General features: G+C 35.9%; 19 protein-coding genes. 18 read left to right on the top strand and 1 reads right to left on the bottom strand.

Annotated features, from left to right (window positions below):
- Positions 1–151: 151 nt before the first annotated feature.
- Positions 152–1429 carry a ubiquinone biosynthesis hydroxylase gene (locus tag AC6ER8_RS00970; protein ID WP_497078594.1) on the top strand — a complete coding sequence of 426 codons (1278 nt, stop codon included), beginning with the start codon at positions 152–154 and terminating at the stop codon, positions 1427–1429.
- A 1496-nt stretch (positions 1430–2925) separates the two neighbouring features.
- On the opposite strand, the gene AC6ER8_RS00965 is transcribed toward AC6ER8_RS00970, so the two are convergent.
- Positions 2926–3213: an H-NS histone family protein gene (locus tag AC6ER8_RS00965; RefSeq protein WP_142416710.1), complete on the bottom strand. Its 288-nt coding sequence runs from the start codon at positions 3211–3213 to the stop codon at positions 2926–2928.
- Positions 3214–3341: 128 nt separating this feature from the next.
- Between AC6ER8_RS00965 and AC6ER8_RS00960 the strand changes: the two genes are divergently transcribed.
- The 17 genes from AC6ER8_RS00960 to AC6ER8_RS00880 all read left to right on the top strand — a co-directional run bounded on the left by AC6ER8_RS00960 (position 3342) and on the right by AC6ER8_RS00880 (position 14775).
- The gene (locus AC6ER8_RS00960; protein WP_497078592.1) at positions 3342–3956 is read left to right on the top strand and encodes a hypothetical protein; all 615 of its coding nucleotides are present in this window, start codon (positions 3342–3344) and stop codon (positions 3954–3956) included.
- A complete protein-coding gene (locus AC6ER8_RS00955; protein WP_497078590.1) occupies positions 3956–4585 on the top strand; it encodes a lysozyme family protein in 630 nt (209 codons plus the stop codon). The genes AC6ER8_RS00960 and AC6ER8_RS00955 overlap by 1 nt, the downstream gene beginning before the upstream one ends.
- Before the next feature lie 119 nt (positions 4586–4704).
- Positions 4705–5004 carry a KorA family transcriptional regulator gene (gene korA, locus AC6ER8_RS00950; RefSeq protein ID WP_497078588.1) on the top strand — a complete coding sequence of 100 codons (300 nt, stop codon included), beginning with the start codon at positions 4705–4707 and terminating at the stop codon, positions 5002–5004.
- Entirely contained in the window at positions 4967–5281 is a 315-nt protein-coding gene (trwL, locus tag AC6ER8_RS00945; protein WP_497078586.1) for a VirB2 family type IV secretion system major pilin TrwL, read from the top strand. Before korA ends, trwL (AC6ER8_RS00945) begins: the two co-directional genes overlap by 38 nt.
- A 108-nt stretch (positions 5282–5389) precedes the next feature.
- Positions 5390–5704, top strand: coding sequence for a VirB2 family type IV secretion system major pilin TrwL (gene trwL / locus AC6ER8_RS00940; RefSeq protein ID WP_497078585.1), 315 nt, complete (start codon positions 5390–5392; stop codon positions 5702–5704).
- Between the two features lie 108 nt (positions 5705–5812).
- Entirely contained in the window at positions 5813–6115 is a 303-nt protein-coding gene (trwL, locus tag AC6ER8_RS00935) for a VirB2 family type IV secretion system major pilin TrwL (protein WP_497078583.1), read from the top strand.
- Positions 6116–6243: 128 nt separating this feature from the next.
- A complete protein-coding gene (trwL, locus tag AC6ER8_RS00930) occupies positions 6244–6549 on the top strand; it encodes a VirB2 family type IV secretion system major pilin TrwL (protein ID WP_497078582.1) in 306 nt (101 codons plus the stop codon).
- A 112-nt stretch (positions 6550–6661) separates the two neighbouring features.
- Complete coding sequence (gene trwL, locus AC6ER8_RS00925; protein ID WP_497078580.1) at positions 6662–6967, top strand: VirB2 family type IV secretion system major pilin TrwL; 306 nt, start codon at positions 6662–6664, stop codon at positions 6965–6967.
- Between the two features lie 113 nt (positions 6968–7080).
- A complete protein-coding gene (gene trwL / locus AC6ER8_RS00920; RefSeq protein WP_497078579.1) occupies positions 7081–7392 on the top strand; it encodes a VirB2 family type IV secretion system major pilin TrwL in 312 nt (103 codons plus the stop codon).
- 140 nt (positions 7393–7532) lie between these two features.
- The gene (locus AC6ER8_RS00915; protein WP_497078577.1) at positions 7533–7844 is read left to right on the top strand and encodes a conjugal transfer protein; all 312 of its coding nucleotides are present in this window, start codon (positions 7533–7535) and stop codon (positions 7842–7844) included.
- A 12-nt stretch (positions 7845–7856) separates the two neighbouring features.
- On the top strand, positions 7857–8165 hold the full coding sequence (locus AC6ER8_RS00910; protein ID WP_497078575.1) for a VirB3 family type IV secretion system protein: 309 nt from the start codon (positions 7857–7859) through the stop codon (positions 8163–8165).
- Positions 8166–8167: 2 nt separating this feature from the next.
- Entirely contained in the window at positions 8168–10639 is a 2472-nt protein-coding gene (locus tag AC6ER8_RS00905) for a VirB4 family type IV secretion/conjugal transfer ATPase (protein WP_497078573.1), read from the top strand.
- The gene (locus AC6ER8_RS00900; RefSeq protein ID WP_497078571.1) at positions 10636–11379 is read left to right on the top strand and encodes a TrbJ/VirB5 family protein; all 744 of its coding nucleotides are present in this window, start codon (positions 10636–10638) and stop codon (positions 11377–11379) included. Before AC6ER8_RS00905 ends, AC6ER8_RS00900 begins: the two co-directional genes overlap by 4 nt.
- Before the next feature lie 219 nt (positions 11380–11598).
- Positions 11599–12483 carry a TrbL/VirB6 family protein gene (locus AC6ER8_RS00895; protein WP_497078569.1) on the top strand — a complete coding sequence of 295 codons (885 nt, stop codon included), beginning with the start codon at positions 11599–11601 and terminating at the stop codon, positions 12481–12483.
- 207 nt (positions 12484–12690) lie between these two features.
- Complete coding sequence (locus AC6ER8_RS00890) at positions 12691–12804, top strand: TrwH protein (RefSeq protein ID WP_497079699.1); 114 nt, start codon at positions 12691–12693, stop codon at positions 12802–12804.
- 154 nt (positions 12805–12958) lie between these two features.
- Positions 12959–13678 carry a TrbJ/VirB5 family protein gene (locus AC6ER8_RS00885; RefSeq protein ID WP_497078568.1) on the top strand — a complete coding sequence of 240 codons (720 nt, stop codon included), beginning with the start codon at positions 12959–12961 and terminating at the stop codon, positions 13676–13678.
- A gap of 218 nt (positions 13679–13896) precedes the next feature.
- A complete protein-coding gene (locus AC6ER8_RS00880) occupies positions 13897–14775 on the top strand; it encodes a TrbL/VirB6 family protein (protein ID WP_497078566.1) in 879 nt (292 codons plus the stop codon).
- Positions 14776–14804 lie beyond the last annotated feature (29 nt).

The raw sequence follows: 14804 nt of genomic DNA, 5'->3' as shown, positions 1-14804 counted from the left end.
AAACATCTCATCCAAAGAGAAGTTTCATCTTCGTAGAACAAAGAGAAAAATAAAAATTAAAACATTGTAGGTAGTTTAAAAAAGATCTTTTTAAAAAGCAAGAAGACTTTAAAACAATGGAAGAAGCCTCGTAAATAATGGAAGAAACATTGTGGACTCTAAGCACCATAAAGAAGTAAAACCCAATAAAAAAATAACATCTCATAAAACCAAACAATGTGATCTTCTCGTTGTGGGAGGAGCCGCTGTCGGTTTAACACTCGCAATAGCACTCAAGCAAACCGCCCCTCATCTGAAAATAAAAATCGTTGATGCTGCTCCACAAGAAGATATTCCTGCTTCTAACATACGAACCATTGCCCTTGCTGCTGCTTCCGTTCGTATGTTAAAACAATTGCAGTGTTGGGAACCTATAAAACCCTATGCGCAACCCATTCACTCAATGATCATCACAGATACAAACACAAATGATCCTGTTAAACCCACTCTTTTAGCCTTTGAAGGTGACATTACCCCCGGTGAACCCTTTGCAACGATGGTAGAGCATAGAAAACTCATCAATAATTTAAAAAAACGTGTCAAAGATCTCAATATCCCCGTTATCGCAAACACACGTGTTACTGACTTTCATCAAGACAACCAACACACCACCGTTACTTTAAATAATGAAGAGATTCTGCAAACAAAATTACTTATTGCTGCCGACGGAGCCCATTCGACATTACGCCAAAAAGCAGGTCTTAAAAACTTTTCTCACCCCTATAAACAAACAGCAATCATCTGTACAGTTGAACATGAAAAACCCCATAATGGTCAAGCCATTCAACATTTTTTACCTGCCGGTCCTTTTGCCCTCCTTCCTCTTAAAGGTAACCGATCCGCCATTGTATGGAATGAAGACCATAAAACTGCGCAATATTACCTCAAAGCTGATGCACTGATTTTTGAAACAGAACTCGAAAGGCGCATTGGACATCGATTAGGAAAGCTCTCTTGGAATGGCGAACGTCAAGCTTTTCCTCTAAAACTTTCTTTAACACGTCAATGTATTAAGCCCCGTTTTGCCCTCATTGGCGATGCTGCTCATACCATCCACCCCCTTGCAGGACAAGGACTCAATTTAGGATTACGCGATAGCGCTGCCCTTGCTGAAGTGATTATTGAAACAGCACGTTTAGGTCTTGATATCGGCTCCCTCACCGCTTTAGAGCGCTATCAAAGCTGGAGACGTTTTGAAATTGTCCGTATGGCTTTAAGCAATGATTGGCTTAATAAACTCTTTTCTAACGATAACCTTTTCTTAAGAATGCTCCGCGATGCCGGTCTTGGAATCGTCAATCAAACACCAAAAATACAAAAATATTTCATTCAAGAAGCTGCTGGCCTTACCCCAAATGCGCCCCGTCTTCTACAAGGTTTCCCGCTTTAAGCAAAAATTCATACCCTTTCACTTTTTATAACCTTTGGCTTCTTTCCCTTCTCAAAGCACAAAAAAACCATTCAATCCGCTCTGTAAATAATCCGGATTCTTGTCGCGTAGCTTCCCCCAATATTATAACAGTCCTTGCTATTTGAGACAGCTCATAAGAGGCATTTTTAGCCTTTTCTTCAACAGTTTTTATCCACATGATCTACCTGCTTGTAACGTGGAAGAAAATAATTTTTATTGCTTCAACGTAGAAGAAATTTGAAATGAGAGGTCAAACCCTATTAGGGGTTCCCACTCAACATGCAAAACAATGCATTATCATCATACATCAATATGATGCGGCTTGAAGTATTCTCTTGGAGTATTCTCTTGTGCAACACATCCTTCAATTTACATGAAGATAGTACAATTAAAAAATTCTGATATATAACAAAGTACCCCATACTCTATGTCATCACACACAATTGTAAACGCGTATATTTCCCCTACCCAACCACAAGAAAACAAACGAAAGTAAAAAATACCCCTATCGTTTTATTTTCAATGCACCTTATTATTCATAAAGGCCCATAAATGCATTTTAATCACAGATACTTAAAAACATATCACAAAATCCTATTATCCCTCTTACACGCCATAAAAAGTGTTTATTTTCCCCATATTTACGCATCTTAACGAGATAAATGATAAATAAAGCAAATGTCTCATGTAAATAATCTTATAGAAACCAGATCCAACAAAATCCATCATATCAAGCCTTTATTCTATAGAACAGTATTCCAGAAATATAAGCATGTTAATCTAAAAAATATTGATTGATAGAATTATCATTTGACATACTAATCTATACTCAAGTTGAGCAATAAATTGATTTATAGTGGTAATTTAGCATTATTTATATCAACTCAAAACTCAAAATACCGTAAAATTTTCTTATTTAAAATATCTCTCATATTAAAGCAATAAAAACCGTGGTTTGCGCATCATAAGTAGAATTGGTTTGTGGGTAAAAATTGTTAAAAAAGGACTAAAAATACCCCTTATGTCCCTTCTCAAATGTAAAGATCTGTCGCAACATTGGAGGCTGACAAATATAACGATGATGCCGCCTTACTCCTAACGAAACAACTTCTTCCCATTTCAATAATTTTTGTAAAGAATCAATAAAACCATTTACTTGCCTAGAACAAAAAGAGCTGCATTTAAGTACAACTAATAAAAAGAGGTAAATAGTCCCCCTCCCTCAAATACCAAGAACAACGATACAATTTGAAGCTGGCAAGCTTAATAATGATACCAGCCGAAACAACAATACCTCTTGCCTTTAAATACATTCGTTCATGCTTTACCATTTTATTTGATAAATCAATAGGTTAACATATCTATTTAGTATGTTTATACAATAAAATCACCAAAAGCGCCTACTGCTTGCATTCATATCTCTTTATATTCCCTTGCCTTATAAATATCGCACATGTGTTATACTGCTTCTGTTGTTATGTTACTTCGAGTTCATCAAGCGTATACCCATTCTCCAACCATTCTTTAATCCACTTAGGTCTACGTCCACGTCCATTCCATAATTCCCATTGGTTATTAGGATTTCTATAATGACGCTCTTTGCTCACAAGATCAGCGATATCAATTCCATGGGTATTGGCAATTTCAAGAATTTTTCGTCGTGCATTTTGCTTTTCCTTTGCTTGCCGTTTTTTTAATTCCACATCAATTTGTGTACGCATTTCTTGTAATTCATCAAAATTCATATTTTTGAGATCATTCACCTTAATTACTCCCCTTGCAAAAAAGAATTATTCTTTGCCATATTTTAAACACAATTATAGACAATTTTTGCCTATTTGTTATCGAAATTAAAATTACGATAAATATATCACTTTAATGGAGATGTGCTTTGGACCACAGAGAATTGCCTATTTGTGTCTCAGCTTCCACTACCGCATCCTTTTTCAGTTTAATGGCTGAAATTGGAAATTGTAGTGCACAAACACTATCTCCCCTCTCTGACTCCCATGAATCAGTAGTCAAAAGTAAATATAAATCACCACCCTATAAACTATGGCAATATGCAGCAAAGAACAAGCCCTCTACGTATAATGATGATGTTGTTTATTATAACAACAAAAGACATCCTCACATACAACGACTTTTCGTTTCATATAAATGCTCTTTGAATTTTTTTTCACAGCTAAAAAATGATATAAAACAAGCAATTTCAATAGAGTGCGATAAGTTATTATTGCTTAAAAACCAAGCTTTTTGCCGTGATTCCAATAATATTTGTTGGCATAATGGATTTTCTTGTGTTCCACGCATTGATCTCATTGCTTGGATATTCGTATATATTAAAAATATTTTAAAAAAAGAACAAAGCAATAATTATAAAGGCTGTTCTGAGCAAACCAATCTTGTTCTGCAAATTTATAAAATCAAAAAACAACGGCAAAAAGCATCGCTCAGAATTGGCATTTATATCAATAAAATTCTTCATAATAGGGCGTATTGCTGATGATTGTTCCAAATTTAATAATGTTTGCTTCTGCATACATTAATACACCCCTTGCAACATTTTCAGTTATCATCACGCCAGAATTGCGAGATAATGTTTGTATCGCAGATGATAATGATAAATTATTCCATCAATCATCGCCATTGAGAAAAGCAAACGCAACAAGTGAGCAGTTTAAACCAAGTAGACATAATATTGACGCAAACTTGGAGCAAATTGATGTCAAAGATGTGAAATGCTTTTCTTTTTGCAATCCGTTTTATTTTTATAGAAACCTTAAAACTGTGCAAGACACTTTAACCTACCGCTATGAACGAAGATCATCCGTATATGATTCTGAAAAGGATACATTGTTATCCGCCTTAAATGTTTACAACATGGGGAATTTTAATGCCCCTTCTATGCAAGAGATTTCTTCATTGTTTGAAGTAAAGGTTGCTGCACATGTAGATAAAGACTTGCAAGAACCAGTAATGTTAAAAAAAGAAGAACCAGAACGAGTAACCAAAACAGATTCTCTTCCTCTCTTTTTAGGTGAAGAGGAAGATGCCTTTAAACATAAGGCAAGTAGCACTGATGATGCTTTTACAATGGAGGATTCTTCTTCATTTAAAAAGCAAGAGGAATAATACTTACTAACTTTTGGAATTAAAATTTTGATAGGATACGATAATGAAAGCTAGATAAGAAAATATTAAGGCTCTAATTAGTAAGATTGAAAAAAATCTTCTAATTGAGGGCAAAGATAATGAAAATGATCGAACAAAACAGCGTTGATATAGCATTTAATCAGAAAGCAGCACGTGAAATTACAGTCGTGATGCTCTCAGAAAGGAAGTGGTACTTTACGTTTGTTGCCGATGATCCAATAACTGGAAAACCAAATAAGTATACGCTTCTTACACAAAGAGGAAAACTAAGAACTTGGGCTGATCCGAAATATCTCTTTAAATTTCTTCATGAAAGAGGAGTTATTTGTGGAAGCTTTAGTCTTTATGAGGATGAAAATCATGAAACGATCAAATATTCTTCAAACAGTAATTCGTAATAAAACTACTCAAATCTCTACAGCTTTAACTCTATTTTTGATATCTCACCCTGTATGGGCCCAAGCACAAACTTTGAACAAAGCCAAAACAGCTTTAGAAAGCCTCCAGGCACAATTGAAAATAATTATTCCTATCGCTGCTACTGTTATACTTTTATGCTTAGCCATTGGTTATGCAGGACGCTATATTGAAAAAGATACGTTTGTGCGTTGGGCCGTTGGAGTCATCATAGCCGGTTCAGCAGCCGAACTTGTTGCCATGTTATTTACAAAATAAAACAAAGAGTTGTAAACAGGTTTAATACAAAATGAGCTTTATTCTTCAACTCTGAAGGAATCAGTGATAGTGCCATTTGGTATTGAAAAGTAAAAGTGAGAGCAGAAAATGAAACAATTCAATAATTTTTACTTAAAAAATAAGACTAAAATCATTGTGGTTTCTGCAGCTATAGAAGCATTTTTTATATCACACCCTGCATATGCTAAGCTAGATAAAGCTGCAAAAGCATTAGGTGATCTGAAAACAGATCTTATCGGTAATATTATCCCTGTCGCTGCTGCTGTTATACTTTTATGTTTAGCAATTGGTTATGCGGGACGATACATTGGCAAAGAAACTTTTGTGCGATGGGCCGTTGGAGTCATCATAGCCGGTTCAGCAACTGAACTTGCTACTTTATTTTTTACTGGAAAACCATAAGCCCACTGAAATATAAAATATTAAACCTGAAGTGCTCTTTATCTTTGCAAAAAAGAAATTTGGTAGCAGTTATTTTACACCAATTTCAATCTAATTAGGCAGAATAAAATGAATCTACAATTAAAAAATAATAGCAAAACTATCGCAATTTCTTCGGTTATAGCTGTATTTGTTATGGGTACCCCTGTGTATGCCCAACAAACTTTAGGGAAAGCAAAAACAGCGCTAGAGGCTTTACGCGATGACCTCATTGGCAATATTATCCCTATAGCTGCTGCAGTTATACTTTTGTGCTTAGCAATTGGCTATGCAGGACGATATATCGAAAAAGATACATTTGTACGCTGGGCAATCGGTGTTGTCATCGCTGGTTCAGCAGCTGAGCTTGTTGCAATGTTATTTAAACCGTAATGAATTTATTTATAAATACGATTTTAACAAAATAGATTTTATTTATGGGCTACAGATAAATTGGTAATGGTATAACTGAATATTAAAAGTAGAAACAGCATTAACAAAAATTTTAATGAGAGCAAGAAATGAATCAATTCAATAAATTCCAGTTAAAAAATAATAATAAGATCACTACGGTTTCTGTAGCGATAGCTGCATTTTTTATAACACATCCTGCATATGCAAAACTAACAAAGGCTAAAGATGCGTTAGATGCTCTAAAAACAGATCTTATTGATAACATTATTCCTGTTGCTGCTGCGGTTATACTTTTGTGCTTAGCAATTGGCTATGCAGGACGTTATATCGAAAAGGATACATTTGTACGCTGGGCAATCGGTGTTGTCATCGCTGGTTCAGCAGCTGAGCTTGTAAAAATGTTTTTTGGCTGATCATGCTGTCTCCAGTAAGGCATACTGGCTTCAATAAAATTTGTGTTCAATAACAGTCTATACTTATACTACGAATAAATAAATATTATTAGAATTTTAATGAGAATGGAATATGAAACAATTCAATAAGTTACAATCGAAACATAATAATAAGATCGCTGCAATTTCTGCAGCTATAATTGTATTTTTTATAACACATCCTGCATATGCACAACTAACAAAGGCTAAAGATGCTTTAAAAGCTCTACAAGACGATCTTATTAAAAATATTATTCCTGTTGCTGCTGCTGTCATACTGTTGTGTTTAGCAATTGGCTATGCAGGACGATATATCGAAAAAGATACATTTGTACGCTGGGCAATCGGTGTCGTTATAGCAGGTTCAGCAGCTGAGCTTGTAACAATGTTGTTTGGCTGATCATGCAGTCTCCAGTAAGAAATGCTGGCTTCAATAAAATTTGTATTCAATAACAGTTTTTACTTAGTACTGCGAATAAATAAACATTATTAGAGTTTTAATGAGAATGGAATATGAAACAACTAAATGACCTACAATTAAAAAATAATAACAAAATCATTGCAATTTCTGCTGCTGTAACTCTGTTTTTTATAACACATCCAGCATATGCAGCGCTAGGTAAAGCGAAAACTGCTTTGGAAGCTTTGCGAGACGATCTTATTAAAAATATTATTCCTGTTGCTGCTGCTGTTATACTTTTGTGCTTAGCAATTGGTTATGCAGGGCGCTACATTGAAAAAGATACTTTCGTACGGTGGGCACTCGGTGTTGTTATAGCAGGTTCAGCAACACAGCTTGTTACCATGTTATTTAAAACCAATTGAAAATAAAAAAATCGCCAGTATAATACATAACGTTTTAAATGTTCGTCAATTATAGATGTACAGTAGTAATCAATGTCATACATATTGCAAAAAAAGAAATGTTCTTCATAAGAACTTTAGCTAAAATGGAAATAAAAGATATGAGACAATCAAATATTCTTCCAGCAAAAACGTGCAACAAAATTAGTACTATTGTTATCTCTTCAATTATGTTCTTAATAACACAATCTGCCTATGCTCAAACGGAAAAAAAGAGCTTAGATGTTTTCATAGGGATGCAGTATGGATTAAGTATGGTTATTCCTATCGCCGCGGCTATTATTCTTTTGTTTCTTTTGCTTATTTATATATTTCGCATCATCGCAAGGGCTACTTTTATACGATGGGCATTCAGTGTCATTATTGCAGGTGCAGCCTTTTATATTAGTCATATATTATTTCACATCCAGTAACGAAAGCTCCCCATGAAACCGCAAGAACAAAAAGTATTCCCCTTATTCAAAGGAGCAACGCGTGTTCCAACAATGTGGGGTGTCCCTATGATGCCGCTTATCGTTATGGTTATGGGAGTCGCGATTTGTGCTATGACAATAAATATCTTTTTGTGGATTATGGCGCCACCACTATGGTTCATTATGGCGCAAATAACCAAAAATGATGATAAAGCGTTTCGTATCTGGTGGTTATGGATCGATACCAAATTTCGCAATCGCAATAAAGGCTTTTGGGGCGCATCAAGTTATAGTCCCTCTAATTATAGTAAAAGGAGATAAACATGACAGCTGTTGAAAGCAGCAAACGTCTCGTATCAGAGACACCTGTGAGCCTGTTCCTCCCCTATTCACATCATATTACTGATACGATTATCTCAACTAAGAATGCGGAATATTTGTCGATTTGGAAGATTGACGGGCGTTCACATCAGAGTGCTTCAGAAGAAGATATTTTTCAATGGACAAAAGAGCTTAACAATACTCTACGGGGTATTGCATCAGCTAATTTATCCTTCTGGACGCATATCGTGCGCCGCCGTGTTTACGAATATCCTGATTCAACATTTGATCAAATGTTTTGCTATCGGCTTGATGAAAAATATCGGCAAAGCTTTACTGGTTATAATTTAATGGTCAATGATCTGTATCTGACTGTTGTTTTCCAACCGGTCGCGGATAAAATTATGTCGTTCTTTTCTCAACATGAACGCGAAACGCTTGATCAAAAAAAGATGCGACAGGATTCATGTATCAAAGAGCTCAACGATATCAATCGTACTTTAGGCCAATCCTTAAAGCGTTATGGTGCAGAAATTCTTGGGGTTTATGAAAAAAATGGGCATGCTTATTCTTCTGCCCTTGAATTTCTTGGAATGCTTGTCAATGGTGAATATCGCCCTATGCCGATTTGTCGTGATCGTTTCGCTGATTATATGTCTATCAATCGGCCTTTTTTCTCAAAATGGGGTGCTCTTGGTGAGCTACGAACAACCAGTGGAGTACGTCGATTTGGAATGTTGGAAATTAAAGAATATGATTCAACAACCAAACCAGGACAACTAAATGTTTTATTGGAAAGTGATTTCGAGTTTGTATTAACACAGAGTTTTTCGATACTCTCACGCCATGCGGCGAAAGATTATTTGCAGCGGCATCAACGTAATCTTATTGATGCACGAGATGTGGCAACGAGCCAAATTGAGCAAATTGATGAAGCACTCAATCAGCTTATCAGTGGCCATTTTGTCATGGGAGAACATCACTGCACATTGACCATATATGGTGATACAATACAACAAGTTCGTGACCATATGGCCAAAGCAAGTGCAGCATTGCTAGATGTTGCCATATTGCCCAAACCTGTAGATTTAGCCATAGAAGCTGGCTATTGGGCACAACTTCCTGGAAATTGGAAATGGAGACCCCGCCCTGCTCCGATTACGTCACTGAACTTTTTATCATTTTCATCTTTTCATAATTTTATGTCAGGAAAACCCACTGGAAATCCATGGGGACCAGCGGTTACTATTCTTAAAACAACCAGTAAAACACCGCTTTATTTCAATTTTCATGCCTCTAAACTCGAAGAGGATTCAACTGATAAGCGATTACTCGGTAATACTGCGCTTATTGGACAATCCGGATCTGGTAAAACTGTATTGCTCGGCTTTTTGTTAGCACAAGCACAAAAGTTTAAACCGACAACCGTTGTTTTTGATAAAGACCGTGGTATGGAAATTGCCATTCGCGCAATGGGTGGAAAATATTTGACATTCAAACCAGGGAAACCAAGTGGCTTTAATCCGTTTCAACTTCCTCCCACACAAGAGAATCTAATTTTCCTGAAGCAATTTATTAAAAAGTTAGCAGAAGCTGGTGGCGAAGTTACACATCATGACGAGGAAGAAATTAACCAAGCAGTTATGTCTGTTATGAGTGATAATATTGACCCATCATTGCGTCGTTTATCTTTTCTGGTACAATTCTTACCAAACCCACATTTAAATGATTATAATGCACACCCTTCTGTTCACGCTCGCTTACTGAAATGGTGCGAAGGAGGTGATTATGGATGGTTATTTGATAACCCTCGTGATGCTCTTGATCTTTCAACACATCAAATTTACGGCTTCGATATCACGGAGTTCTTAGATAACGTGGAGACTCGTACTCCAGTGATGATGTATTTGCTTTACCGCACAGAAGGTATGATTAGCGGACAGCGCTTTATGTATATCTTTGATGAATTTTGGAAGCCGTTGCAAGACCCATACTTTGAAGATTTAGCCAAAAATAAACAAAAGACTATCCGTAAACAAAATGGTATTTTTGTTTACGCAACACAAGAGCCTAGCGATGCTTTAGAAAGTAATATTGCCAAAACACTTATTCAACAATGTGCAACTTACATTTTTCTAGCCAACCCCAAAGCAAATTATGAAGATTATACAAAAGGCTTTAAACTAACAGATACTGAATTTGAACTTGTTAAAGGACTTGGTGAGTTTAGTCGTCAATTCCTTATCAAACAGGGCGATCAGTCAGCACTTGCAGAGTTAAATCTCGGTAAATTTCATATGACAAGCAATGAGAAAACCATCGAATACGACTTTAGTGATGAGCTCTTAGTGTTATCAGGAACACCTGATAACGCAGAGCTGGTGGAAAGTATTATTGCTGAAGTCGGTGATGATCCAGCAATATGGTTACCAATTTTTTTACAACACGCAAAAAATGACAGGAGGGAAACATGAAGAAACAGGTCATTTCAATAGCAGTAGTCATAACTTTAGGAACACCTAATTTAGCAATGTCTTGGGGCTTTGGCTCTGGAACAGCAACTGTGGTAGAGAGAGTTTCAAAATCTTTTTCTTGGGGAAATACAAACTCTACATCTTCACCACCACAAAAGAAAATAAACTCTCAAGAACTCCTCGAGATCATAAAAAAGCAACTTGAAGAAACAAAAAAAATACATCAATCTGTAACGGGAAATCGACAACTTGGTATAAAAAAAAACACAGAAATAGAAACAGATCAGAATAGTTTTTTTCTTAAAAATCCAGAGCTGATTTATAATAAAGATGCTCGTTTAGCTATATCTGACTCACTTGAAAGTATCTTAAACGAAGAAGACATACCTATCTCTATTCGTGAATCTCGCGATTCTATTGGTAAGCGCATACAATATGCAACTGCCGTTGATAAAGCAGTGAGTTTACAAACTTTTCAAGAAACAAAAAATCGTTTTAATCAAATCTTAGAGCTTATAGAAAAACTCAAGGTAACAACCGATCTAAAAAGTATTGCGGAATTGCAAGTACGCATAAAGGGTATGCTTGCTATGATTCAAAATGAAGCAACAAAGCTACAAATGGTTGCATATTCGAGCAATGCAGAACGAGCACTTATCAGTCAACAAAAGCAAAAACGTAATATGAGAATTCTTAATAGTAAAAATAAGGAAATGCCTATTGTGAAATCTATCAGATGAAATTTTAAATGATTTTTGATGATATTGATTTTTTACTTTTGCTTTCGAGAAAATCTTACATGTAATACTTTATTTTTCTCAAGAAGCAGAAGGAGTGGCTAAGGATTTCAATAAGCTCAAACCATTTCGATGAAAAATGCTCAGATAGATTGTGTAAACGCAACATGCACTGATGTTTTAAGGTAATAGAAAACTGAAAGTTCGCTAAAGAGGAATGCCATGGACTTCAAAATGTTCTCGCAACTGTTCAATCATATTGATCAGGCAACAAAAACATATGTGACTGATATTTCCTTAAAAACAATTACTACAATTACCCCCTTCGTATCAGTTGCTCTTACTATTGCTTTCATTATCTATGGATGGCTCGTTATTCGTGGTGCAATAGATATGCCTCTCGTAGGACTTGTGAACCGCTGCTTTCGAGTGAGCATTATTACCTCAATTGCCTTAACAGCAGGGCTTTATCAAAATGAAATTGCGAATTTGATAACAAAAATGCCCTATGATTTGTCAGCTTCGCTAACAAATAGTCCACTACAGGATAAACAGTTATCTAGTTTGATTGACAAAGTTGCCGAAAGGGGATTTGAACGTGCGAGTGAAGCGTTTGAGGAAGCGGCTTTTTTAGATGCTGATGGGCTTCTTTACGGACTTTTTGGTATCTTGATCTTGCTTGCAACGAGCTTTCTCGCTGCCATTGGTGGCGCATTCATTCTGCTGGCAAAAGTTGCTCTTGTTCTTCTTGTCGGTCTTGGACCATTCTTCATCATTGCTTTGCTTTGGCAACCAACCTATCGCTTTTTTGAGCAATGGATAGCACAAATCTTAAGCTACACAATTTTCCTCGTACTCCTAGCAACCGTATTTAATCTTATGATGGATGTTTTTGCAAATTACATGACAGATTTAAAATTCGATGGAAAACAAAATGTTGGGTATGCACTTGGTGGCGCTCTGATCTTATCCATTCTCTCTATTGTGCTGTTGTTTAAACTGTCAAGCATAGCCAATTCTCTCGCAAAAGGCGTTACATTTGGACATCTATGGAGACTCGATGGCATAGCAAACAACAATTCCCGTAGTAGTCGCACAACTAAATAACTATTGAGCACTCCAAAGGATATCTCACTGAAATTGAATTGTTTTTATAAATTAAAAAATGAAATTAAGAAAAGAGAAACTATCGCAAACTATACACTTTACTTTATAATTAAAATTATAATAATGATAGTAAATATTAGACTTTATTTGATTATAAAAAATATGAGGAGTGTAAAAGTGAAGCCGATCGTTTCTGTAATATTGATTATGAATCTTTTATCAGCTTGTGCGTTAGCACCAAAGCTAAAACAACCAAATGATAGAAACCGTGTCCCTGTCAACAAAACAATCCCTGCCGAAATTCAGCGAGGAGCCATATGAAAGAAAAACAAACTAAACCTGTAAAAACTAAACAGCTTAAAAGTTGTTATGAAGAAAGTTATAGGTTAAAATCTAGCTCTGTCTGCCAATTTGTAAAATTAGCAATGTAATTGCCAATCCTTCTAAATATGTAAAAATTAAAAAGGAATGAAATATGAAAAAGCTGATTGTTACAGCAGTCATATTTTCTGTAGTACTAAGCTACGGAACGCAGCTGTTTTCCGCTCCAATAAACTCCGAAAAAAGTTCTTTTAAGTTGATTGATTATGAAAAAAAAGAATTATATTCGAGAGAGGGAGTTGTAGCAAATTCTGAAATAGAGTTGTTGAAAGAACAACTTGAGGCTATAGAGAGATTACGTATCGCTATAACCGGCACTCGAACACAAAGTGTCGTAAAGCAAAATGATGATGGTGGGTTATTTCTTCCAAATCCACAATCAATTTATGTTAATACTCAACAAAAAAATCTTGGTCAAAAAATACCTGACATCGTCAAAAAAACGATACAACAGGAAAACTATCTTCGCGATACTCCTGTTGATGAAGCACGTGAAGAGATCGATGAGCGCAGCCAATATGCAGCAATTATTAGCAAAGCCGTATCTGTACGTATTTTTCAAGAAATAGAAAATCGTTTTGAGCAAATCGCAAATATGTTAATCAACCTTGATCAAATGCGAGATCTAAAGGGTGTGGCGGAAATGCAAACACGCATAAAGGGTATGCTTGCTATGATTCAAAATGAAGCGACAAAGCTACAAATGGTTATACATTCACATAATATTGAAAATACACTTATCCAAAGATTGCAGCGTAAGCGTAATGTACAAATTCTTGGAAGTATCAATAAACAAATGCCTACCATAAGATAAATTTTAAATGATTTTTGATGATATTGATTTTTTACTTTTGCTTTCGAGAAAATCTTACATGTAATACTTTATTTTTCTCAAGAAGCAGAAGGAGTGGCTAAGGATTTCAATAAGCTCAAACCATTTCGATGAAAAATGCTCAGATAGATTGTGTAAACGCAACATGCACTGATGTTTTAAGGTAATAGAAAACTGAAAGTTCGCTAAAGAGGAATGCCATGGACTTCAAAATGTTCTCGCAACTGTTCAATCATATTGATCAGGCAACAAAAACATATGTGACTGATATTTCCTTAAAAACAATTACTACAATTACCCCCTTCGTATCAGTTGCTCTTACTATTGCTTTCATTATCTATGGATGGCTCGTTATTCGTGGTGCAATAGATATGCCTCTCGTAGGACTTGTGAACCGCTGCTTTCGAGTGAGCATTATTACCTCAATTGCCTTAACAGCAGGGCTTTATCAAAATGAAATTGCGAATTTGATAACAAAAATGCCCTATGATTTGTCAGCTTCGCTAACAAATAGTCCACTACAGGATAAACAGTTATCTAGTTTGATTGACAAAGTTGCCGAAAGGGGATTTGAACGTGCGAGTGAAGCGTTTGAGGAAGCGGCTTTTTTAGATGCTGATGGGCTTCTTTACGGACTTTTTGGTATCTTGATCTTGCTTGCAACGAGCTTTCTCGCTGCCATTGGTGGCGCATTCATTCTGCTGGCAAAAGTTGCTCTTGTTCTTCTTGTCGGTCTTGGACCATTCTTCATCATTGCTTTGCTTTGGCAACCAACCTATCGCTTTTTTGAGCAATGGATAGCACAAATCTTAAGCTACACAATTTTCCTCGTACTCCTAGCAACCGTATTTAATCTTATGATGGATGTTTTTGCAAATTACATGACAGATTTAAAATTCGATGGAAAACAAAATGTTGGGTATGCACTTGGTGGCGCTCTGATCTTATCCATTCTCTCTATTGTGCTGTTGTTTAAACTGTCAAGCATAGCCAATTCTCTCGCAAAAGGCGTTACATTTGGACATCTATGGAGACTCGATGGCATAGCAAACAACAATTCCCGTAGTAGTCACTCTTGACACCCATAGGACAAAATAATCCTAATATT

This window comes from Bartonella sp. SL320 (genome assembly GCF_059687635.1).
Note: the sequence above shows the minus strand (reverse complement) of the source record. Positions and strands in the feature narration are given on the sequence as shown.